We start from the raw sequence: 21,307 nt of genomic DNA on the forward strand, positions 1-21,307 counted from the left end.
GGGCTTGAAACCCCGATAAATCCCTTTAAGCTGACGGCGTTATACGGACCATAATACCGGGGGAATTTCATGTACAAATCGCTCGTGAGCCTTGCTGCCCTGACGGCGCTCGCCTTCGCGTCGGCCGCCGGTGCGCAGACGCCGCCCGCCTCCCCCACCGAGCTTTGCATCCATGAGACCCATGCCGGGCGCTTCACCGAAGCTAAAACCGCCTGTGACGCCGCCGTGGCCGCTGCCGCTGCCAGTCCGGCCAAGGCCCTGCAGGCCCGTGCGGAACTGGCGTTCGCTCAACGCAGATACGACGATGCGCTTACCGATCTCGATGTGGCCATCGACGCCGATCCGCGCCTGACCTCCGCTCTGCTGCTGCGCGGCAAGGTGCACGAAGGCAAGAAATCCTATCAACTCGCCCTGCTGGATTATGAAACCGCCATCGCCATGGCGCCGGACAATATCGACTATCTTCAGGCCGCCGCCTCGCTGTCTCAGAGCCTGCGGGAACTGGACAAGGGGCTGGGCTTCGCCGACCGCATCCTCAAGATCAACGCCAAGTCCGTCCCGGCCCTGATGACCAAAGGCCACCTGCTGCGCCTGAAATCGGACAGCAAGGGCTCGTTCGCGGCCTTCGACGCTGCGGTCAGGGCCGCGCCCGGCGATGCACAGGCCCTGCACTGGCGCGGCCATCTGAACCAGCGGCTCGGCAATATGGAAGCCGCCCTGGCCGACTTCACCGCCGCCCTGGCCATCGCGCCGCGGTCGGCGGACATCCTCAGCGATCTCGGCGACACGAATCGCGAGTTAAAGCGCCCCGCCGAGGCGCTGGCCGCCTATGACCGCGCCGTCGCCGCCGATCCGACCTATGCGCGCGGTCTGTCGTCGCGCGGCACGCAGCGCTTTCAGCAAGGCGATCCGCTGGGGGCGCGCGTCGATTTCGAAAACCACGGCAAGCTTCAACCGTCGGACTCTCTGAAAGACACGCTCGCCATCATCGACCGGTCGCTGGATCAGACCTATCGCAAGCCGCAGATGGACGCGCGCGAACTGCTCAAGGCTGCCGATCCAGGCGGCGTGGCTTGCGACAGCAAACTGCCCGGCGAATGGGACTATCACAGCGCCGTCATGGGCGAAGGCATTGCCGCCGGCGAAGCTTCGCTGCGCAAGACCGCCCTGACCGATTATCGCGCCTGCCTGAACGATGCCCGCAGCGGGGGCGCGGCCATCGTCACCGACATCCCCCAGATGCGCGTCAAACTGATCGATCTGGCGCAGGCTCAGCCGCAGTATACAGCGCAATTACAGGCGCGGTGTGCTCAATTGCCCGAAGCGCGCGAAACCTGCGACAACCTGATCAAGCGCATCGGCGAAGACGCGGCCGCTCTGAAAAGCGATCAGAAACGCATCGAAGCCGCCGCTCTGAGTCAGGCCGGCGACGTCTCGGTTCTGGAGGCCGCCGCCCCTGACAAGGTCGAAGCCGCTATCGTGGCCGAGCGCGCGCGATTCGCCGCGAAGGCCCGCAGCACCTATGCCGAATATATCGATCTCAACCGCCTGACCCAACAGGCCAGTCTGGTGAACACGACCCATTTCCGCAGCCTGTACGATGCCTGCGGCGAAATCCGTCTTTACGCCCCTCAGGACGATGACGACATGGATCGCCTGAACGGCCGCCTGAACGATTATCAGGATTGTCTGGCGCAACTGAGCCGCGACAGCAGCAATGTCGGCTGGAAGCTGTATGACGCCCATCGTGTCCTCGACGAGGCGGTAAATTATAACGCCATCTTCGCGGCCCTGCGCTGCTCGGTTTCCGCCAGCAACGGCTGCATCGACGACGCCCAGTGGAAACAGGTACAGACCGTGGCGACCCCGGCGGTGCGCGACCGCGCGCTCAGCCTGTCTCAAGCCTACGGCAAGGTGCCGGATCAGACTTCGGCGGAACAGACGCGCATCAACGACGCGGTAGACCGCCTCAATGCCGAAATCAAGCGACACAATACGGCGGTGGGCATCAGCGATGCGCTCAACACCTTCGCCAACGCCTTCAACGCCGCCACCGCTGCCCAAAATAACATCTACTATAACACCAGCACCTCGGCGATGGGCATCAAGTAGGGCCGGCGCGGTCCTTCGGTTCGTCGAAGCCGTCGATGTCGCGGCCCCCTTCCGCCGGGTCCTGAGAGGCTTCCGCTTCATCGTCATCAAGCGTATTGACCGGATCGACATCGAAAACACGGCCGTTATCCGCCGTGAGCCTGCCATTTTCGCGATCGACACGCGGATCTGCGTCGTCAGAGGGAATGGTCTGCGGGTTGATCATTGCGTTTGCCTTTCGTCTTCAGCTTCATCGTCAGGGTGGGAGTCGGCGTCCGTCGTTTGTTCGCCGGGCGTCACCTCGCCGCGCTTCTGTTCTTTGGTGTAATAGGTCGAATCCTTAGGTTGCGTGGTCATGGCGAAATCCTCCGTATATGCCCCACGATAGGCGTTCCGACATAAGAAGGCGCTCGGAGCGGCGCACCGGAACATAAGGGTGACGCAACGGGCGGCCTAGCCGCAGGGCATGACTCGGGGAACGGCGTCGGGCGGTTGATCTGTTCACCCATAAAGAACCCATCAACAATAATTTTTTGACGTTTTTGTAATTTTTTATTTCACCCTATTGCCAAGTGTCACAGATTCTGACTTTACTGTCAAAAGTAATGGAGGGCATCATGCGCAGCACCACTTTCCAATCCGAATCGGCTCAAACCCACACGACCTATGATCGCGCTGTCGCCTTCGGCCTTATTGCCGTGGCCGGTCTGTCGCTCACGATCTGGGCTGCGGTGGCGCTACTGATCGCCCTCTGATCAGAGACGCGCAGACCCTCTGAAAGATTAAGGCCGCATCAGTTCGCTGATGCGGCCTTTGCCTTTTCCTTGGCCAGATCGATATGGCGGCCCATGGCCTTGATATAGGGCACGCGGGCCAGCAGACGCCGCCCGATAATGGCGACGACGATAAAGCCGCCCCAGAGCTCCGGACGATTAAACTCCGGATGCAGGTCATAGACGAAGACTTTAAAACCGATGGACAGGGCCAGATAAGGCACAAGGATGGCACCCCACCGCACGCATTCGTCCTTCAAAAACCCCGATGCCCCACCGGGATGATAGGCCCAGGCCTTATGACTGACGCCCCAGCGGATCAGCACGATCAGGCTGATGACCAGCACCGAAATTGCGCTCGAAATCAGCACCATGGTCAGCGGATGCGCCTGTTGCCAGGCCGAGACAGCATTGTGCGAACCATACCCCATATCGATACCCCCAATTGACGCAGAAATGTATGCGAACGATTGCATAATTAGGCACGGGCCTGGCACGTTTGTCCAGCGGACAGTAAAAAGCCCCGCTTTTTCGAGCGGGGCTTTTCTCATCAAGCGCTGAGCGCTTCCAGTTCTTCGTCGGAGATGTCGAAATTGGCGTAGACCGCCTGCACATCGTCGTCGTCGTTCAGCGCGTCGATGAGCTTCATCAGCGTCCTGGCCGCGTCGCCGGTGATGGGCGACAGGGTCTGAGGCTTCCAGATGAACTTGGTCGACTTCGGATCGCCCAGCACCTTGGCCACGGCTTCGGTCACGGCGTTCAGATCTTCGTAGGCGGTAAAGATCAGGTGGCCGCCTTCTTCCGGATCCTCGTCGGTTTCAACGTCTGCCGCGCCGGCTTCGATGGCGGCTTCCATGATGGCGTCGGCCGAACCGGCCTTCAGCGGGTATTCGATCTGACCCAGACGGTCCCACATGAAGCTGACCGAACCGGTTTCACCCAGATTGCCGCCGTACTTGGAGAAATAGGAACGCACATTGCCGCCCGAACGGTTGCGGTTGTCGGTCAGCACCTCGACGATGACGCCGATGCCCTGCGGGCCGAAACCTTCGTAGCGGATGTCTTCCATCGTATCGGCTTCACCGGCGGCGCCCTTCTTGATGGCGCGTTCGATGTTTTCCTTCGGCATGGATTCGGCCTTGGCGTTGTTGACCGCCAGACGCAGACGCGGGTTCATCGCCGGATCGGGCATACCCGACTTGGCGGCCACGGTGATGTCGCGCGCCAGCTTGGAAAACAGCTTCGAGCGGACCGCATCGGCGCGGCCCTTCTTGTGCATGATGTTCTTGAATTTACTATGGCCAGCCATAAAAAACCTCTGTCAGCACACACACTGGCGCGCTTGATATTTAGGATTGGGGTGGTTCTAAACCGAAACCTGAAGTTCTGGCAACACCGTCTTGAGACGACCCCCAAGGCGGATGGGTTCGATGCGCGTGGCCAGCCCGGTCTTGTCGTCGGTCTCGACAAAGACGCCGCACATGGTCGCCGGACCCGAAGCAGGTTTGTAACGCTCCTTGCCGATGCGGGTGGTGAAGCGGCGCAGCGGCTCCTCCTTGTCCATGCCGATGACGCTGTCGTAATCAGCGCAGGCCCCGGCGTCGGTCTGATAGGCGGTGCCGCCCGGCAGGATCTGCGCGTCGGCGGTCGGGACGTGGGTGTGGGTGCCGATGACCAGCGAGGCGCGTCCGTCGCAGAAATGACCCATGGCCATCTTTTCCGAAGTGGCCTCAGCGTGCATATCGACCACGACCGCGTCGGCGACCAGCCCCAGCGGCGCGCTTTCCAGCGCCTTATCGACGGCGGCGAAGGGGTCGTCCATCGACGCCATGTGGACCAGACCGAGCGCGTTCATCACCAGAATACGCTTGCCGGATGCGGTTTCGAATAGGTTGACCCCACGCCCCGGCGCATCGGCCAGCGGCGGATAGTTGAGCGGACGGATCAGGCGCGGCTCGCGCACGATATAGGTCAGGGCTTCCTTCTGGTCCCACGAATGGTTGCCCAGCGTCAGGCAGTCGGCCCCGGCCTCGAACAGTTGCTTGGCCGTGTTTTCGGACACGCCGAAGCCGGAGGCGGCGTTCTCGGCATTGACGATGACGAATTCGAGGTCGAGCGCGCGGCGCACGAAGGGCAGATGCTCGGATATGGAGTCGCGGCCGGCGCGGCCGACCACATCACCGAAGAAAGCAAAACGCATCAGGGGTTCTTTCTAATCTCTATCACGCCCTGTTCGGTCAGGACGGCATCGAGACGCTGATCGTGGGGTTCGGTGGGCACGCGGGCGACTTCCTGAGCGGAAAAGGCCACGCCCCAAACCTGCAAGGGGCTGTCTTTACCCCGTTTCGCCGCCTTAAGATAGTCCAAAGCGCGATCGTAGAAGCCGCCACCATAGCCCAGCCGCCCGCCTTCGCGGTCGAAGGCCAGCAGGGGCGCCAGGATGATGTCAGGGAAAACCTCAGGCGCATCGGGGCCGGGCTGCCAGATGCCGTAGGGGCCTTCGACCAGCGCCCCGATCGGGTCGTAGGCGCAAAAGATCATTTGCCCACCTTCGGCGCTTTCGACCAAAGCCGGCAAAGCCAAACCATAGCCCCGCGCGTGAAAGCGCATCAGCAGAGGCAACGGATCGATCTCGCTGCCGAAAGGATGAAAGCCCGCCACGACCTCGGCTGACGGCCAGTTTCCCCGCGCTTCGAAGGCGGAGGCCATGGCCTCACCCGCCTGCGGATGCGCGGCGGCCAGCGCCGACCGACGAGCCTTCATCTCCTTGCGTAGAGCAGCTTTGGCGTCCTTCATGAGCGTTTAAGGCCACGAAAGACGCCGGCTGGCAAGGTTAGTCTTCCGCGCCCTCGTCCTTCTTCGCATTGAACGGAAACGCGCCCGGCGGGTGGGCGTCGCCCTTGGGCTTGATCAGCAGCGACAGGATCATGGTCAGGACCAGGATCGATGCCGTACCGACCAGCGACCACATGATCGGAATCTTGTAAATATCGATCAGCAGCATCTTGGCGCCTATGAAGACCAGAACCAGCGCCAGACCGTAGGGCAGCAGGTGGAACTTCTCGTGCATGCCCGCCAGCAGAAAATACATGGCGCGCAGACCCAGAATGGCGAAGACGTTCGAGGTCAGGACGATGAACGGATCGGTGGTGATGGCGAAGATGGCCGGAATCGAGTCGACCGCGAACACCACGTCGATAATACCGATCAGGATGACTACGATCAGCAGCGGCGTCGCCAGCCGCTTGCCTTCGAAGCGGGTGAAGAACTTCTCGCCGTCATAGTGCGGCGCGATGGTGAAGGTCCTGCGCACCCATTTCAGCGCCGGATTGCTCTCCAGATCAGGCTCTTCGCCCGCCGCGCGCCACATCTTGAAGCCGGTGAAGACCAGAAACGCGCCGAAGATGTAGAGCACCCAGTGGAACTGCGCCACCAGCCACGCGCCGACGACGATCATACCGGCGCGCAGCACCAGCGCCATCAGGATGCCGATCATCAGCACGCGCTTCTGATACTCCGCCGGTACGGCGAAGTAGGTGAACAGCATCAGGAAGACGAAGATATTATCGACCGCCAGCGCCTTTTCGATGAGGTAGCCGGTCGTAAATTCCAGCGCCTTGGTGTCGGCCAGGGCCTTGGCGGCCGCGTCGCCGCCCAAGCCGCCCATCTCCCACCACATGACGCCGAGGAAGACGAAGGAGGTGGCGACCCAGATCAGCGACCACACGGCCGCCTCCCCCATCGACACCTTGTGCGCGCCCTGTTTGTTGAGGGCAAAAAAATCGATGAACAGCGCGACGACGACGAACGCCGCGAACGTCCCCCACATCAGGGGCGTTGCAATGGTTTCCATGGTGAGACTCGTCTCAAAAGGTTGACAAGGACAGGTCGATCGGACCCGTCCTCAGTCTCGCCATCCGTTGAAACGGTGCCTGATGCCGGAGCAAAGCTCGTGTTGACGACATCGGACGGCCACGCAAGGCGACCCGGCTACTCCCTGAGGATAACGATCTTATTCCAGACAGAACGTCCGGATGTCAAGGCAAGCTATTATGAAAAAGGGAAAGGGTGGCGGCACCCAGGAAACAAAAATGCGGAGACGCCATCTGAAAGGCGGCGGCGCCCAAGAAACAAAAAATGCGGAGACGACAACTGAAAGGTGACGGCGCCCAAGAAACAAAAAATGCGGAGACGACACCTGAAAGGTGGCGGCGCCGCGAGAACCGTTGCGAAGCGTTTAAATCCACTCAGACCTGACGTATCAGGTGGGAACCATGTGATAGAGGCCACGGCCTCAGTCAGGGACAGCCCCCGTTCTAAGAGATTAAGGTCAGAAGGATTAGGTGTTCGCTGACGTGAGCCGCAGCACGACCCGCCGGTAGTCAATGTAGCTCCTGCCACTGTGTCTTACAAGGGGCCGCACATGGCACTTCCATAAAGCCCTTATAAACTTGTCCACAAGTCAACCCCAACCAAGTCTACAGGACAAATCGTCCTGTCGTCTCGCATCCAAAAAAGACATCGATGTCATAATAAATGACTTCACAGACATTCAATCCCGGACTATGAGATTCCACAACCACAAAACCGCTTCAGGGATCACGTTCATGCGCCGCTTCAAGCTCAGCCTCATGGCCACCGCCGCATTCGGTCTGGCCACCGCCTTCACCGTCCCCGCCCTTGCCCAGCAACCCGCCACGGCGCAAGCGCCCAAAGAGACGCCGTGGACCAATAGGTCGCTCGACGCCCATACGCGCACCGAACTGCTGTTGAAGGAAATGACGCAGGCCGAGAAGCTGACCCTGGTCTTCAGCCATTTCGCGTCCGACGGTGAATGGCTGAACAAGCGGGGCGACATCGCCGGTCTCAACTGGACCCAGCCCAAGGAAAGCCGCCATCAGTCGGCAGGCTTCACCTATGGCGTCGAACGCCTCGGCATCCCGCATCAGTGGATCACGGACGCCGGCGTCGGCGTCGCTTCGCAGCGTGGACCGAACCCGCGCCTGCGCACCGTGCTGCCGTCGGGCATGGCCACGGCGGCGACCTGGGACCGCAAGCTGGCCTTTGCCGGGGGCGCGATGATCGGCAAGGAAGCGCGCCTGTCGGGCTTCAATGTGCAACTGGCCGGCGGCGTCAACCTGATGCGTGAGCCGCGCAACGGCCGCAACTTCGAATATGGCGGCGAAGACCCGCTGCTGGCCGGCATCATGGTCGGCGAGCAGATCCGCGGCATTCAGTCGAACCACATCGTCTCGACCGTCAAGCACTACGCCACCAACCCGCAGGAAACCAACCGCTTCACCATCTCGTCCAACCTGTCGGATCAGGCGGCGCGGCAATCGGACCTTCTGGCGTTTGAGTTCGCCATCGAGGTCGGCAATCCCGGCTCGGTCATGTGCGCCTATAACCGCTATAACGGCGTCTATGCCTGCGAAAATCCGTATCTGCTCGACGAAGTCCTGAAGACCGACTGGGGCTATAAGGGTTATGTGATGTCCGACTGGGGCGCAACCCACTCGACCATCCCTGCCGCCAATGCCGGCCTGGATCAGCAGTCGGGCTATCCGTTCGACAAGGGCAACTACTTCGCCGGCCCGCTGAAGGAGGCCGTCGACAATGGCTATGTGAAGCCGGAACGTCTCGACGACATGGCGCGCCGCATCCTGTGGGCCCTGTTCTCGACCGGCGTGATGGACAACCCCATCGCGACCGAGATCAGCGACGCCAATATCGACTTCGCGGCTCATGCTGCGGTGACCCAGGCCGACGCCGAAGGCGGCATCGTGCTGCTGAAGAACGAGCGCAACCTGCTGCCCGTCGCCGCCACGGCCAAAAAGATCGTGGTCATCGGCGGCAACGCAGACAAGGGCGTCCTGTCCGGCGGCGGTTCGTCTCAGGTCTATGGCGTCGGCGGCAATGCCGTGCCGGACACCTCGAAATACGCCAATGAGTTCCCCGGCCCGATCACCTGGTATCCGGACGCGCCCTTGACGGCGCTGAAGGCCCGCACCAAAGCGGACGTCGTCTTCCACGACGGCAAGGACGTCAAAGCCGCCGCTAAGGCCGCGCGCGGGGCTGACCTGGTCATCGTCTTCGGCTCGCAATGGACGGGCGAATCCTTCGACGCCGAACTGAAGCTGGATCACGACGGCGACGCCCTGATCGCGGCGGTGGCCAAGGCCAACAAAAAGACCGTAGTCGTGCTGCAAACCGGCGGCCCGGTCTTCATGCCATGGCTGAAGGATGTCGGCGCCGTGGTCGAAGCCTGGTATCCGGGTTCGAAAGGCGGCACGGCCATCGCCCGCGTCCTGACCGGCGAAGTCTCACCATCGGGTCGCCTGCCGGTGACCTTCCCGGCCGCGCTCAGCCAGTTGCCGCGCCCGAAACTGGACGGCGACATGACCAAGCCCGACCTGCGCCCCGACGCCAATTACGACATCGAAGGCGCGGCCATCGGCTATAAGTGGTTCGACAAGAAGGGCCTCAAGCCGCTGTTCGCCTTCGGCCACGGCCTGAGCTATTCGAGCTTCGGCTATACCGACCTCAAAACCTCGACGGCGGGCGACAAACTGAGTGTCAGCTTCACCGTCACCAATACGGGCAAGACCGCGGCCTCCGACATCCCGCAGGTCTATGTTTCGGCCCCGGCTTCGGCCAACTGGGAAGCGCCCAAGCGCCTCGGCGGCTGGGACAAGGTGACGCTGCAACCGGGCGAGTCGAAAGGCGTCACGGTGACAGTCGATCCGCGTCTTCTGGCGACCTTCGATACGGTGTCGAAGACGTGGAACGTGGCGGCGGGTGACTATGAGGTCATTCTGGCGCGCTCGGCCGCCGATCCGGTGACCAAGGCCACGGCCACCCTCAGCCCGCGGAAGTACGACGTGCGTGGGAAATAAGGGGCAAAACGCGCCCAAAATCACACACCTCCCGTCTTTGCCAGCGCCATACTGAGGATGGCGCTGGCCCTCATTTTCCTTTTGCGTTAACCTTTACGCGGGGGAGACGAGGGCATGTTCGGCAAATCATTTCACGATTTCATAGTGCCGCTTTTGCGCACCCTCGCCTTCGCTTTCCTGGCGATCGGACTCTTGTGGCTGCTCAATGAGGCGCGCGGACAGTATCTGACCGGTGCACCCTGGGACTGGATCGCCTACTTCAGCCCGGAAAGCATCGCGGCCGCAGACGACAATATCAACAAATGGCTCAAGCTACAGGGTCTGAGCGCATGGGTCATGGCGGCGCTGTATGTCCTCGCTCTGCTGTATTTTATCGAACAGACCGGCGGGCTCAAATACCTCGTCGATCTTGCCTGGCCGTCGCCACCGCCTTTCCTGACGCAAGTCAGTACCAAAGACCCTGCCTCCGCATGGCACCCTGCGAACCCGTTGATCGGACGCACCGCAGAACTGAAAAGCCTCAGCGATTTTGCTCTGGGCCGCAGACATAAGCGCTGCCTGTCCTGCCACGGACTTTACGGACGCAGCGGCGTGGGTAAAACACGGTTAGCCGTCGAATGGCTGCGAATGCTGAAAAAGCGCCAATGGCACGTCGGCGAGCTTAACCGTCCGATACCGGACGACTGGATTTTCCGGCGCAATACGGCGATCCTCGTCAACTATGGCAAGCACGCACAGGACTTCTGGGACAGTTTCGACACCTTGCGGCTGGCGCAACAAAGGCACCGTATCCGCGTCCTGTTTGAGTCCTCCATGGACCTGAAGCTCATGGCAGCCGGCGTGCCCGCCGCCGATTTCGAAGATTTGAAAGACCTTCTGTGGCAGGTCGGCGATCTGGACACGACACGCGCCCGGGTTAACGAACGCATGGGTCATATTGATCGCAGCATTCAGGTTGATCGCAGCACTCAGGCGCAATCGGACGTCTCCACCTCAAGCGTTTCCATGCCTACTCCCCTGGTGCCGGAGGAGGCGGAGCGCTCCCTGCCCGCAGAACCGCCCGGACAGTCCACATTTCTTCGCGTTCTGCCTCTGCTTCCAGCGGATATGGAGGGCGTTATCACCGCGCGCGCGGCCTATCGCAATCTGCGCACCCGTATCGGACCCCACCGCGAAACGATCATTGCCGTCGCGCGCGGGCGACCGCAATGCGCCATCGACCTGTGTGACCGATTGGCCAGGGCGCCTTCCGGTCAATCGGCGCCCGGTTTCGATACCTACACCGTAGCGCGCACGGAGGCGTTAAAGCTGCTGAGCGAAGCCCAGACCCTCTTCCCGGAAAACGGCCTTCAATACCTGGCCTTGGCCGCTCTGGGTCACAGGGTGGATATTCCCGCCAGCCTGCGTCTGTCGCGCGCCGGTGCCGCTCCGGATATCCTGAAACTGATCACCCTGTTTCGCGATCAGGCCGAAAGCGACGAATACGATTACGCCTGGGCCAAGGATCCACGGGCTTATTTTCCGTCGATAGACGATGAAGATGTGGCGCGTCTCGTCCTCTTCATGACACTCGAACGCCTGCAAGCGCCCGACGTATCGAGCTTTGCCGAAAACCTGTTCGACCGCAGGCAGGCCCGCGAAGCCATAAAACCCTTCTGCGAAGCGGTTGTCCGATTGTCAGCCCGCCCGGAAGGACAGGCAGCAACGGCCCTTCTGTTCCTGATGCCGCTGGTGGCCAAAGAGGAAAAGCGGCGTGACGAGCTGATCCGACAGGTTTCCGAATACCTCAACGGCGAGGCCGTCGGTTTCCGCATGCCCGTCGAAAGACTGATCAACTCCATGCAGGGGGTGATCGAACTCATGCAGGTGGCCAGCCGCGCCAATTTCGCCGTTTTCCAGAACGACGTCAGTGCATTGGGAGGGTTGACCGAGGCCTTCGTCTATCTGATTTCGCGTCTGCAGGCCCCTCACCTCCGGCGCCGGCTCCTGCTCGACTATGCGCGTCTGGCTTCCAGCGAAGGGTCCGGCGCCGAAATCCGGATCATTGCCGATGACCCGGACTGGTGCAGATCTCCCTTCCTCGACAATCTTCTTGGCATGGTCTTCGGACTGAGTGACGACGCGCCCTATAAGGGCTTCGACTGGCTAGATTTCGAACGGCTGTTTCCTGCGGACGCCCTGATCAATCAGACCTCCGACGAAGCCCGCGAACGCAGCCAAGGTGAAGCCGATACCCTGGAAGCGTTCAACCTGATGGACGTCTATTTCCGCAGCTCTCAGAACACAGGGCGAGAAATGAGTGCGGAAGATAGCGCCAAACTCGTGGCGCGCCTGACCGACACAGGTAACCCCGTGGGTGTTCTCGGCGCAAGCTGGGCGATCTACTGGTACGGTAATCCGACGTCCATCACCATGGATGTCGAGTGGCCCGAAGCCTTGATCGAGACCATGATCACTTTCGTTAATAATGACAAGATCGATCCGACCCTGCGTAAGCGCTGTATAGCGGCCCTGGCCCACTACAGCCTGGGCCCTGTAAAGGATGACATCATCTATGACTGGGCCGTCTGGGCGGATAGCGGCGGCCGCGGCGACCGGCCCAAAACCTATCCTCTTCACCCTCGTCTCCCGTTCGAGCGGCTCAAGCCTGTGCTCACCCAGGCGCGGATATGGCTGAACGATCGGGGGCAGAGCAAGAATCTGCGCCGTGCCGCAGCCCTCCTGTGGTTACCTTACGGAGCCGACGATCCCCTCGTCCTCAATGCCCTGGCCGATGTGACGACCGACCGTCAGCTCAACCTGACTCAGCGGCGCACCTTTTTATATCGCCTGTATCAGGCGCGAAACGACACCTCGACGACCCTCTATGACGCTTTGATCCGGCTCTTGCGCGAACGCGATCCTGACGCCGGTTACGACGCCTTTCTGGCCCTCGCCGCGTTGGATCGGCTGCATGATGTCAAACCTGACGATCTCGAAGGTTATGCGGACTCGTCGCTGTTTCTCGAAACGTGGCATAACTTTAACCAGCGTCACGTCAGCCCGCCCGATACTTCCTTACCCGATGCCGAAGACAAACCCGTTCCGGGGCAAGGCCGCGCGACCCTGATCGACCGGCACATCTCGCAAAACGGCCATAATATTCACAAGTTGAAGGCCAAGGATACGACGGGTCGGTGGGCTTACTACTTCGTGCTCGTCCCCCCGCATCGCGAAGCCGAGTTCCTTAAAGCCATCGAAGGGGACGGCACGATAGATCTTGAAGACTACGGCACGGTCATCGCCTCAAGTTACGGAGAAACACCCTCCGACGAGATCCGTCAGTATCTGAAAGACAAGTACGGATTCGAGGTTTAAACCTCGCTGACCAGCTTCTCCAGCCGTTCGGCGGCGTCGGAAATGGCGAACGCCGCCTTGCGCTCGATCTCGAACGCTCCGGCGGACATGCGCGCCTGAGCCGACTGCGCTTCTTCCAGTTGCGCGCGCAGTTCTTCCATCTCGTCGACCAGCAGCAGAGACGCCATCAGAAACAGGCGCACCTCACCGATGGCCCCGACATCGGAGACCACCATCTCGACATGGTCGCTGAAGATGCGCGCCAGTTCCTGCACGCGCGCTTCCTGACCGTCGGCGCAGCCCACCGTATAGGGCTTGTTGTTGACCTTGACCGTGACCTCAGCCATCAGGCGGCCTGCTCGTTGAGAAGTTGACGAATATCCTTGGCGGCGACGCCCAGCGCCTCGAAGGCCCCCGAAGCGGCCTCTTCCAGCACCTTTTCGCGCGCCCTGAGCGCATCGATCTCGTCCTGAAGGCGGCGCGTGTCGGCGGACGCATCGGGGTTCGACGAAGCATTCAACGAATCGGGGGCCAGTGCGTCGCTGCGGCTCTTCAGGTCGCGGATGCGGGTTTCGAGCGCGTTGAGCGCTCCGTCCAGACGCTCAACCGCCGCCGTCAGGCTGGCGCCCGCGACCGGAGAAAGCTGAACCGTGTTCTGAGCATTTTCCATGGTTTGACTGTACTTCCTAAAGGCCTGTTTCACAAGCCATGCAGCCTGACAGGCGAAATTGAGCCCAGCGTACCCCACCCAAAACCCCAAGGTGGCAAATTCCTAAAACTCGAATATGGCCATTCTCCGGCATATGGGCTAAAGGACCGCGCAACCTCACCCCCTTTCGCGTTTCATCTGTTGAGATTGCCATGTCCCTGCCGCCGATCCCTGGCCTCCCCACCGCCAAGCCGTCCCCGACCGTGATGGCCGACGCGATTCGCGTCCTGTCGATGGAGGCGGTGCACCGCGCCAGGTCCGGCCACCAGGGGATGCCGATGGGTATGGCCGATGTGGCGACCGTTTTGTGGACGAAGTTCCTCAAATACGATCCGAAAAAGCCCGACTGGGCCGACCGCGACCGCTTCGTCCTGTCCGCGGGTCACGGCTCAATGCTCATCTATTCGCTGCTGCACCTGACCGGCTTCAAGTCGGTGTCTATGGAAGACATCAAGAACTTCCGTCAGTGGGGCTCCACCACCGCCGGTCACCCGGAATACGGCCACACGGCAGGCGTCGAATGCACGACCGGCCCGCTGGGTCAGGGTCTAGCCGCCGCCGTCGGCATGGCGATGGCCGAGCGTCACCTCAATGCGCGTTTCGGCGATGACGTCGTCGATCACCGCACCTGGGTCATCGCCGGCGACGGCTGCCTGATGGAAGGCGTATCGCACGAGGCGATCTCGCTGGCCGGGCGTCTGAAGCTCAACAAGCTGATCGTGCTGTGGGACGACAACAATGTCACCATCGACGGCGTAGCGACCATCGCCGAAACCGGCGATCAACTGGCGCGCTTCAAGGCCGCGGGCTGGGCGGTGAAGGCCGTCGACGGCCACGACCATGCGAAAATCGCCGCCGCCATGCGCTGGGCGACGCAGCAGACCAAGCCGGTCCTCTTGGCATGCAAGACGAAGATTTCCAAGGGCGCCGGCCCAAAGGAAGGCGACCCGCATTCGCACGGCTACGCCCTGTTCGACACCGACATCGAACTGTCGCGTCAGGCCATGGGCTGGGACGCCGAAGCCTGGACCGTGCCCGCTCCGATCAAGAAGGCGTGGGAAGCCGCCGGCCGCAAGGCCGCGCGTCCGCGCAAGGCCTGGGAAGCCGCGCTGAAGGTACACCCGCAACGCGACCTGTTCGAGCGCGCCATGAAGGGCGAACTGCCCGCCAACGCTTTCGAGGCGCTGGACGCCCACATCGAAAAGCAACTGGAACTGAAAGCCGGCGACGCCACGCGTTCGGCTTCGGGCGCGGCGCTGGCGCAACTGGTGCCCTTCATTGATGAGATGATCGGCGGTTCTGCCGATCTGACCGGTTCGAACAACACCTTCGTCAAGGGCATGACCGCCTTCGATCATCCGAAATACGACGGTCGCTACGTCCACTACGGCGTACGTGAATTCGGCATGTCCGCCGCGCTCAACGGCATGGCGCTGCACGGCGGCATCATTCCCTATTCGGGCACCTTCTTCGTCTTCTCCGACTATTCCCGCCCGGCTATCCGTCTGGCGGCTCTGATGGGCATCCGCGTCATCAACGTCCTGACCCACGACTCGATCGGCGTCGGCGAAGACGGCCCGACGCACCAGCCGGTCGAGCATCTGGCCAGCTTCCGCGCCATGCCGAACCTGCTGACCTTCCGCCCCGCCGACATCGTCGAAGCGGCGGAATGCTGGAAGGCGGCGCTGCTGGAGCGCAAGACGCCGTCGCTGATGGTGCTGTCGCGTCAAAAGGTGCCGGCCGTCCGCCATCAGGGCGGCAATCTGTCGGCCAGGGGCGCTTACGAGGTCAAAGCCGCTTCGGGCGCAGCGAAAGTGTCGATCTTCTCGTCGGGCACCGAGGTGTCGGTCGCGGTGGCCGCCGCCGAGGCGCTGGAAGCCGAGGGCATCCCGACCCGCGTCGTTTCGACCCCGTGCTGGGCGCTGTTCGACCGTCAGACGGCAAAATATCAGGCCGAAGTCATCGGCAACGCCACGGTGAACGTCGCCGTCGAAGCCGCCGTGTCGCTGGGCTGGGAACGCTTCATCGGTCAGGACGGCATCTTCGTCGGCATGACCGGCTTCGGCGGCTCGGCTCCGCAGGACGTGCTTTACCGTGAATTTGGCATCACCAAGGAAGCCGTCATCGAAAAGGTGAAGACGAAGCTCGGTTAAACCCGGCTTATGCTTAATGTCAAAGGCGCGGGCCCCGGTCCGCGCCTTTTTCGTCCGCGTCACGGCAAAACCAACCGATTGCAGCGGTCAAACGCGCGTGATCAACCCTTTGGGGTTTGACGCGCCGCGCTGATGGCTGTACGATCTTGCCATCTTTGAACTGCGACTTTCTACTGCGGCTTTTGCCGTATCTGCGAACTTCCTTTCATTGATCGACAACTACCAAAACTGCCATTGAAAGGATTTTCCCATGAGCACAGGTACGGTTAAGTGGTTTAACGGCACCAAGGGTTACGGCTTCATTCAACCCGATGACGGCGGCACGGACGTGTTCGTTCACATCTCGGCGGTTGAGCGTTCGGGCCTGCGCGGCCTCGACGAAGGCCAGAAGGTGACCTTCGAACTGGCCCGCGACAAGCGTTCGGGCAAGATGTCGGCCGAGAACCTGCAGGTCGGCTAAGCTTCGCCGCTTTGTTAATCGGAAAAGCCGCTCCATCGGGGCGGCTTTTTTGCATTTCCCGTTACCCTGTGCCAAAAGCCCCCGATGCAAGATCCTGTACTCGATACCCTGTTGCGACCGTTCGATGACGGCCTGATCGACTGGCCCGCCGGCCCGGCTTTGTTCCTGCGCGCCCGCTACGGCGCGGCGCTGAGCGGCGTCGATCGCGCGCGCCTGATCTGCGAGCAGAGCTTCAAGCCCGAATACGACCGCCTGAAGCCGGCCGGCTTCGCCCTGCGCGATCCCGCCGATACCGCGCTCCATCCGCTGGTCATCGTCCTGCCGCCGCGCCAGCGCGAAGAATACCGCGCGCTTCTGGCCCGGGCCGTGGCCACCGCTGAACCGGGCGGCACGGTGCTGGCCTGCGTGTCCAATCTCGAAGGCGCGAAGACGGTCGAAAACGACCTCAAAGCCCTGTGCGGCAATGTCGCCTCGCTGTCGAAGAACAAGTGCCGCGCCTTCTGGGCAACCACCGACGCACCCAATGCCGATCTGGTGACGCAGTGGCTGGCGCTCGACGCCCCGCGACCTATCCTCGACGGGCGTTTCGTCAGCCGCCCCGGCCTGTTCGCTTGGGACCGCATCGACGCCGGCTCGAAGCGTCTGGCCGAACATTTGCCCTTACTGAGCGGCCACGGCGCCGATCTGGGCGGCGGCTTCGGCTATCTCAGCGACGAGGTGCTGCGCCGCAATCCCGGAGTCCGCATCGACCTGTACGAGGCCGAACAGCGCGCCGTCGAACTGTCCGAAAGCAACCTCAAGGTCTACGGCGAACGCGTATCCTGCCACTGGCGCGACGTGACCAAGGGTATCGACGGCGCATATGATTTCATCGTCTCCAACCCGCCCTTCCACGCCGGTCGCGCCGACCTGCCCGAACTGGGTCAGGCCTTTATCCGCGCCGCCGCCGCAGGGCTGAAGCCGGGCGGCAGCCTGTACATGGTCGCCAACCGTCATCTGCCCTACGAGGCCGGCCTGAAAGGCGCGTTTAAGAGCGTCGTCGCGCTGCACGAAGACCGCGACTACAAGGTCTATCGGGGGATCAAATAATGCGACTGATCAAGCTGCTGGCCAATCTCGGCTACGGGTCGCGCAAAGAGGTGCAGAAATATATCCGCATGGGCGTCGTCACCGACGCCGAAGGCAATGTCCTGAAGGACGACGCCAAGACCGAGCACGCGGATATCCGCTTCAACGACCGCCCGCTCGACCCGGCGCACGGCGTGGTGCTGATGCTCAACAAGCCGACCGGCTATGTCTGTTCGCTGAAGGACACCGGCAAGCTGGTCTACGAACTGCTGCCGCACCGGTTCAGCGCGCGCAAGCCGGTCCTGTCGACCGTCGGACGGCTCGATTCCGACACGTCGGGCCTGCTGCTGTTCACCGACGATGGCGACTATCTGCACCGCATCATCTCGCCGAAGAACCATGTGGCCAAGATCTACGAAGTGACGCTGGCCCGCCCCATCGAAGGGCACGAGGCGGCGATCTTCGCGTCAGGAGACCTGCTGCTGGAGTCGGAAAAGACGCCGCTCCAGCCCGCCGTGATGGAACAGACCGGCGAGAAGACGGCGCGCCTGACCCTCTATGAAGGCCGCTATCATCAAGTGCGCCGCATGTTCGCCGCCGTCGGCAACCATGTCGAGGCCCTGCACCGCGCCCAGATGGGCGAGTTGACGCTGGGGGACCTGCGCCCCGGAAAATGGCGGCTGCTCACGCCGGAAGAACGCGACGGCCTCGTGCGGACATAAAAAAACAGCCTCCGGAAGATACCGGGGGCTGTTTTTTCAGATCGTGACGCCGCAAATCGCGTCCATATGTCAAACCTGCTATGGTTTTTCAGGCGCCTTTTCCGGCGCGCACGGGCCATGCCGGAATATCAGGACGTCTTTTTCGGCGGCGGGCTTCCCCGGCGTCCCTTTCAGACGGTCGGGATGCGGCATCACGCGGCCTTTCGGGGCCTCGTCGGCGTCGATATAGCCGTTCTTGTTGGCGTCGATTTCGTCGAAATGCGCCTTCATCGGCGCGGAGAATTCCGCCCACGACAGACGCCCGTCCTTATCGGCATCCAACGCCTCCGGTCCCGGCGCGAATCCCTTGGGTCCCTTGCCGGGCTCGCCTTCCGGCCCGCAATGCGGCGGACGGAAGGCCGCCAACTCAGCCGGGCTGATCTGCCCATCCTTGTTGGCGTCGATGGCTTCGAATGGTGGCGGCCCTATAAGCAGCGCTTCTGGCGGCGGCGCTTCCGGCGCACCGCTTCCCTGAGCCAGCACCGGCAGCCCGGCCACCGCCAGAATACCGCCCCCCAACAGCAGTCCCGGCAACAAAATTCTGTGTCGTATCATGGTCGTCTCCGCAATCTGGATGCCTGCATACTGCGCGCCTATCGTGTCCCCATGATTTCACGGCCATATTGAATTTTGTCCGAAATGTGTCTTCACTCTGAAAATTGTGTCTTTTGCGACATTCTGCGACCCACAATGCCCGTCATAGTCCGGAACACCCTCCCCTTAACCCAGCCCGGTTCCTCATGCCGCTCGACACCGCCCCTACCCAGCCCCGCCAGCATATCCTCGTCGTCGATGACGATTTCGACCTTCGCGAACTGATTTCCGGCTTTCTCAGCCTGAACGGTTTCGAAGTCCACACCGCCGCCAGCGGCCGCGACATGGATAAGCTGCTTCAGCGCGGCGACATCGGTCTGGTCGTGCTCGACTATATGATGCCCGGCGAAGACGGCCTGTCGATCTGCAAACGTCTCAATCAGCGCGGCGGTCCGCCGGTCATCATGCTGTCGGCCAAGGGCGAGGAGATCGACCGCATCGTCGGGCTCGAACTGGGGGCCGACGACTATCTGGCCAAGCCCTTCCACCCGCGTGAGCTTCTGGCCCGCATCCGCGCCGTGCTGCGCCGGGGCGAAGGCCGCGGCAACGGCGAAAAATCGCAGTCGACCACCTTCTTCGGCTGGAGCCTCGACAACATCAAACGCACGCTTCAGCGTCCCGACGGCGTTCAGGTCGCCCTGTCCAATGCCGAATTCGAACTGCTGCGCGTGTTTCTGGAGCGTCCCGGCCGCGCCCTGACCCGCGATCAGATCCTCGACTTCCTGCACGGCCCCAACAGCGAGAATTTTGACCGCGCCATCGACGTGCAGATTTCACGCCTGCGCCGCAAGCTGAACGACGAGTCCAATGATGGCGAGGAAATTATCCGCACCATCCGCGGCATCGGCTATATGTTCCGTCCCTTAAAATAGCCGGACATTCCCGTGCCTTTACCGCGTATCCCCCTGCCCCGCGCCCTGACCCGCCTGCCGATTTTCACGCAGGTGATGGGTCTGTGCGTCTTCGTGCTGATCGTCTCGATCCTGACCAATGTGGCGCTGGTGGTCCTGCTGCCGCCGCCGCCGCCGTCCGGCTACACCATTGCCGAAGCCACGAAGGCCCTGACCCAGGGCGAGGTCAGGCTGCGCAACGGCCGCACGCTGAAGACCGAGGTTCTGAGCACGCCGCCGGCCTTTATCGCCGCGCGCAAGGCGGAGCATCCGTTTGGCCAAAAAAGTTTCGAGAACGGTTTCGAGCGGCTGATGCGTCAGCGACTGGCCGAGGCGATGAACCTGCCGGAAAGCCGGGTGTTTATCGACGGCCGCCCCCAGTTCCGCCGCAACCGCTTCGGTCCCGACCGCCTGATCATCCGTCAGGCCGAGCCCGGAGCGCCCGGTCCGCAGGGCCTCATTATAGACCGTGCGGGCCACGAGAGCCGGCCTGGCCAACAATTCGGGGAACCCCCATTCCGGCGCCCCGGCGGCCAGAACCCGGACGGTCGCGTCCCAAACGGCCCGTTGATGGTGCACGATGCGCTGATGAACGCGCCCCTGCCCGCCGCCTTCAACGAACAGGCGACCTTTCCGGCCTTTCACGCCGCCGTTCAGATGCCTGACGGACGCTACCGCAACCTCGTCCTGCCGCGGCAGTTTCCCGAACCGTGGCAGGTCAATCTGCTTCTGGGCTTTCTGCTGAGCGCCGCCCTGATCGCGCCCCTGGCCTGGCTTCTGTCGCGCCGCCTGACCCAGCCGATCGCCGCCCTGGCCGAAGGCGCGGCCAAGCTCGACTTCGACCCCGCTGCCGAGCCGCTGACCGAAAGCGGCCCCGCCGAAGTGCGCCGCGCCACCCACGTGCTCAACGCCATGCAGGTGCGCATCCGCAAGCACATCGAAAGCCGCACGGCGGTGATCGCCGCCATCGCTCACGACCTCAAGACGCCGCTGGCGCGGCTGAGACTGCGCATCGAGACCCTGCCGGCGAAGGACCGCGACAAGATCGCTCAGGACATCGCCCATATGGACAGCCTGATCCGTTCGGCCATGACCTTCGCTTCGGCGGACAAGATGGCCCAGAATGTGGTGCGGCTCGACCTCAGCGCCCTGAGCGAAAGTCTGGCCGAAGACATGGCCGAGTTACACAAGGTCGAAACCGGCGAGATCGAGCCGCGCCTGACCGTCATGGCCGACAGCATCGCGGTGAAGCGCATCCTGTGCAACCTGTTCGAAAACGCCCACCGCTATGCGGGCGGCTCGCGCCTCACCGTCCGGCGCGACGGCGATCAGGCCGTCGTCACCGTCAGCGATGACGGCCCCGGCGTGCCGGAAAGCGAACTGGAAGCCGTCTTCGAGCCTTTCCACCGTCTGGAATCGTCGCGCAATCGCGATACGGGCGGCGCGGGCCTGGGGCTCAGCGTCGCCAAGGCTCTGGCCGAGGCGCACAGGGGGAGCATGAGCCTGCACAATCGCCTCGAAGACGGTCAGGTCAAGGGGCTGGATGCAGTATTGAAATTGCCGCTGGCCTAAGCTC

General features: G+C 62.3%; 20 protein-coding genes and 1 other RNA gene. 10 read left to right on the forward strand and 11 right to left on the reverse strand.

From position 1 onward, the window contains the following. Window positions 1–69: 69 nt before the first annotated feature. Window positions 70–2,112 (forward strand): lipopolysaccharide assembly protein LapB, encoded by a 2,043-nt coding sequence (locus LH365_RS10135; protein ID WP_226743520.1) that lies wholly within the window; start codon window positions 70–72, stop codon window positions 2,110–2,112. Here the strand turns inward: LH365_RS10135 and LH365_RS10140 are convergent. Continuing rightward, window positions 2,105–2,317 (reverse strand): hypothetical protein, encoded by a 213-nt coding sequence (locus LH365_RS10140; protein WP_226743521.1) that lies wholly within the window; start codon window positions 2,315–2,317, stop codon window positions 2,105–2,107. The genes LH365_RS10135 and LH365_RS10140 overlap by 8 nt on opposite strands. After that, window positions 2,314–2,448, reverse strand: coding sequence for a hypothetical protein (locus tag LH365_RS18615; protein WP_255606571.1), 135 nt, complete (start codon window positions 2,446–2,448; stop codon window positions 2,314–2,316). Before LH365_RS18615 ends, LH365_RS10140 begins: the two co-directional genes overlap by 4 nt. Before the next feature lie 260 nt (window positions 2,449–2,708). Between LH365_RS18615 and LH365_RS10145 the strand changes: the two genes are divergently transcribed. After that, window positions 2,709–2,846 carry a hypothetical protein gene (locus LH365_RS10145; RefSeq protein WP_226743522.1) on the forward strand — a complete coding sequence of 46 codons (138 nt, stop codon included), beginning with the start codon at window positions 2,709–2,711 and terminating at the stop codon, window positions 2,844–2,846. 38 nt (window positions 2,847–2,884) lie between these two features. On the opposite strand, the gene LH365_RS10150 is transcribed toward LH365_RS10145, so the two are convergent. From LH365_RS10150 to ssrS, 6 genes are all read right to left on the reverse strand, one after another. Then, window positions 2,885–3,295 carry a hypothetical protein gene (locus LH365_RS10150; RefSeq protein WP_226743523.1) on the reverse strand — a complete coding sequence of 137 codons (411 nt, stop codon included), beginning with the start codon at window positions 3,293–3,295 and terminating at the stop codon, window positions 2,885–2,887. Window positions 3,296–3,414: 119 nt separating this feature from the next. Next, window positions 3,415–4,173: a YebC/PmpR family DNA-binding transcriptional regulator gene (locus LH365_RS10155; RefSeq protein ID WP_226743524.1), complete on the reverse strand. Its 759-nt coding sequence runs from the start codon at window positions 4,171–4,173 to the stop codon at window positions 3,415–3,417. A gap of 57 nt (window positions 4,174–4,230) precedes the next feature. Then, window positions 4,231–5,064, reverse strand: a complete 834-nt coding sequence (locus LH365_RS10160; protein ID WP_107870709.1) for a TIGR00282 family metallophosphoesterase — start codon at window positions 5,062–5,064, stop codon at window positions 4,231–4,233. Beyond that, window positions 5,064–5,660, reverse strand: coding sequence for a 5-formyltetrahydrofolate cyclo-ligase (locus LH365_RS10165; protein ID WP_226743525.1), 597 nt, complete (start codon window positions 5,658–5,660; stop codon window positions 5,064–5,066). The genes LH365_RS10160 and LH365_RS10165 overlap by 1 nt, the downstream gene beginning before the upstream one ends. 37 nt (window positions 5,661–5,697) lie before the next feature. Further along, window positions 5,698–6,717 (reverse strand): TerC family protein, encoded by a 1,020-nt coding sequence (locus LH365_RS10170; protein WP_226743526.1) that lies wholly within the window; start codon window positions 6,715–6,717, stop codon window positions 5,698–5,700. Between the two features lie 354 nt (window positions 6,718–7,071). Then, window positions 7,072–7,236: non-coding RNA, 6S RNA (ssrS, locus tag LH365_RS10175), on the reverse strand. 235 nt (window positions 7,237–7,471) lie between these two features. On the opposite strand from ssrS, the gene LH365_RS10180 reads away from it, so the two are divergent. Both LH365_RS10180 and LH365_RS10185 read left to right on the forward strand, forming a co-directional pair. Further along, a complete protein-coding gene (locus LH365_RS10180; RefSeq protein ID WP_226743527.1) occupies window positions 7,472–9,760 on the forward strand; it encodes a beta-glucosidase in 2,289 nt (762 codons plus the stop codon). 114 nt (window positions 9,761–9,874) lie between these two features. Next, window positions 9,875–13,117 (forward strand): hypothetical protein, encoded by a 3,243-nt coding sequence (locus LH365_RS10185; protein WP_226743528.1) that lies wholly within the window; start codon window positions 9,875–9,877, stop codon window positions 13,115–13,117. On the opposite strand, the gene LH365_RS10190 is transcribed toward LH365_RS10185, so the two are convergent. After that, window positions 13,114–13,443, reverse strand: a complete 330-nt coding sequence (locus tag LH365_RS10190) for a cell division protein ZapA (protein ID WP_107870718.1) — start codon at window positions 13,441–13,443, stop codon at window positions 13,114–13,116. The two genes, LH365_RS10185 and LH365_RS10190, sit on opposite strands and share 4 nt — an antisense overlap. Then, entirely contained in the window at window positions 13,443–13,766 is a 324-nt protein-coding gene (locus LH365_RS10195; RefSeq protein WP_226743529.1) for a DUF4164 family protein, read from the reverse strand. The genes LH365_RS10190 and LH365_RS10195 overlap by 1 nt, the downstream gene beginning before the upstream one ends. Window positions 13,767–13,957: 191 nt before the next feature. Here LH365_RS10195 and tkt point away from each other — a divergent pair, with 191 nt between their 5' ends. The 4 genes from tkt to LH365_RS10215 all read left to right on the forward strand — a co-directional run bounded on the left by tkt (window position 13,958) and on the right by LH365_RS10215 (window position 18,208). Beyond that, the gene (gene tkt / locus LH365_RS10200; RefSeq protein ID WP_370639724.1) at window positions 13,958–15,958 is read left to right on the forward strand and encodes a transketolase; all 2,001 of its coding nucleotides are present in this window, start codon (window positions 13,958–13,960) and stop codon (window positions 15,956–15,958) included. Window positions 15,959–16,208: 250 nt separating this feature from the next. After that, on the forward strand, window positions 16,209–16,418 hold the full coding sequence (locus tag LH365_RS10205) for a cold-shock protein (RefSeq protein ID WP_107870724.1): 210 nt from the start codon (window positions 16,209–16,211) through the stop codon (window positions 16,416–16,418). A gap of 84 nt (window positions 16,419–16,502) precedes the next feature. Continuing rightward, window positions 16,503–17,507 carry a class I SAM-dependent methyltransferase gene (locus LH365_RS10210; RefSeq protein ID WP_226743530.1) on the forward strand — a complete coding sequence of 335 codons (1,005 nt, stop codon included), beginning with the start codon at window positions 16,503–16,505 and terminating at the stop codon, window positions 17,505–17,507. Then, entirely contained in the window at window positions 17,507–18,208 is a 702-nt protein-coding gene (locus tag LH365_RS10215) for a pseudouridine synthase (protein WP_226743531.1), read from the forward strand. Before LH365_RS10210 ends, LH365_RS10215 begins: the two co-directional genes overlap by 1 nt. Before the next feature lie 78 nt (window positions 18,209–18,286). Here LH365_RS10215 and LH365_RS10220 read toward each other — a convergent pair whose 3' ends face one another. Then, complete coding sequence (locus LH365_RS10220; RefSeq protein ID WP_226743532.1) at window positions 18,287–18,802, reverse strand: EF-hand domain-containing protein; 516 nt, start codon at window positions 18,800–18,802, stop codon at window positions 18,287–18,289. A 185-nt stretch (window positions 18,803–18,987) separates the two neighbouring features. Here LH365_RS10220 and LH365_RS10225 point away from each other — a divergent pair, with 185 nt between their 5' ends. Beyond that, entirely contained in the window at window positions 18,988–19,713 is a 726-nt protein-coding gene (locus tag LH365_RS10225; protein ID WP_226743533.1) for a response regulator, read from the forward strand. Between the two features lie 12 nt (window positions 19,714–19,725). Further along, window positions 19,726–21,303 (forward strand): HAMP domain-containing sensor histidine kinase, encoded by a 1,578-nt coding sequence (locus LH365_RS10230; protein ID WP_226743534.1) that lies wholly within the window; start codon window positions 19,726–19,728, stop codon window positions 21,301–21,303. Window positions 21,304–21,307 lie beyond the last annotated feature (4 nt).

Source organism: Asticcacaulis sp. AND118, from assembly GCF_020535245.1.
Lineage (GTDB): Bacteria > Pseudomonadota > Alphaproteobacteria > Caulobacterales > Caulobacteraceae > Asticcacaulis.

Coding starts and splice junctions, on each gene's coding strand:
- LH365_RS10185 (WP_226743528.1), top strand. CDS start 9,875: ATGTTCGGCAAATCATTTCACGATTTCATAGTGCCGCTTTTGCGCACC.
- LH365_RS18615 (WP_255606571.1), bottom strand. CDS start 2,448: ATGACCACGCAACCTAAGGATTCGACCTATTACACCAAAGAACAGAAG.
- LH365_RS10155 (WP_226743524.1), bottom strand. CDS start 4,173: ATGGCTGGCCATAGTAAATTCAAGAACATCATGCACAAGAAGGGCCGC.
- LH365_RS10215 (WP_226743531.1), top strand. CDS start 17,507: ATGCGACTGATCAAGCTGCTGGCCAATCTCGGCTACGGGTCGCGCAAA.
- LH365_RS10180 (WP_226743527.1), top strand. CDS start 7,472: ATGCGCCGCTTCAAGCTCAGCCTCATGGCCACCGCCGCATTCGGTCTG.
- LH365_RS10145 (WP_226743522.1), top strand. CDS start 2,709: ATGCGCAGCACCACTTTCCAATCCGAATCGGCTCAAACCCACACGACC.
- LH365_RS10195 (WP_226743529.1), bottom strand. CDS start 13,766: ATGGAAAATGCTCAGAACACGGTTCAGCTTTCTCCGGTCGCGGGCGCC.
- LH365_RS10170 (WP_226743526.1), bottom strand. CDS start 6,717: ATGGAAACCATTGCAACGCCCCTGATGTGGGGGACGTTCGCGGCGTTC.
- LH365_RS10140 (WP_226743521.1), bottom strand. CDS start 2,317: ATGATCAACCCGCAGACCATTCCCTCTGACGACGCAGATCCGCGTGTC.
- LH365_RS10135 (WP_226743520.1), top strand. CDS start 70: ATGTACAAATCGCTCGTGAGCCTTGCTGCCCTGACGGCGCTCGCCTTC.
- LH365_RS10150 (WP_226743523.1), bottom strand. CDS start 3,295: ATGGGGTATGGTTCGCACAATGCTGTCTCGGCCTGGCAACAGGCGCAT.
- LH365_RS10225 (WP_226743533.1), top strand. CDS start 18,988: ATGCCGCTCGACACCGCCCCTACCCAGCCCCGCCAGCATATCCTCGTC.
- tkt (WP_370639724.1), top strand. CDS start 13,958: ATGTCCCTGCCGCCGATCCCTGGCCTCCCCACCGCCAAGCCGTCCCCG.
- LH365_RS10205 (WP_107870724.1), top strand. CDS start 16,209: ATGAGCACAGGTACGGTTAAGTGGTTTAACGGCACCAAGGGTTACGGC.
- LH365_RS10220 (WP_226743532.1), bottom strand. CDS start 18,802: ATGATACGACACAGAATTTTGTTGCCGGGACTGCTGTTGGGGGGCGGT.
- LH365_RS10160 (WP_107870709.1), bottom strand. CDS start 5,064: ATGCGTTTTGCTTTCTTCGGTGATGTGGTCGGCCGCGCCGGCCGCGAC.
- LH365_RS10165 (WP_226743525.1), bottom strand. CDS start 5,660: ATGAAGGACGCCAAAGCTGCTCTACGCAAGGAGATGAAGGCTCGTCGG.
- LH365_RS10210 (WP_226743530.1), top strand. CDS start 16,503: ATGCAAGATCCTGTACTCGATACCCTGTTGCGACCGTTCGATGACGGC.
- LH365_RS10190 (WP_107870718.1), bottom strand. CDS start 13,443: ATGGCTGAGGTCACGGTCAAGGTCAACAACAAGCCCTATACGGTGGGC.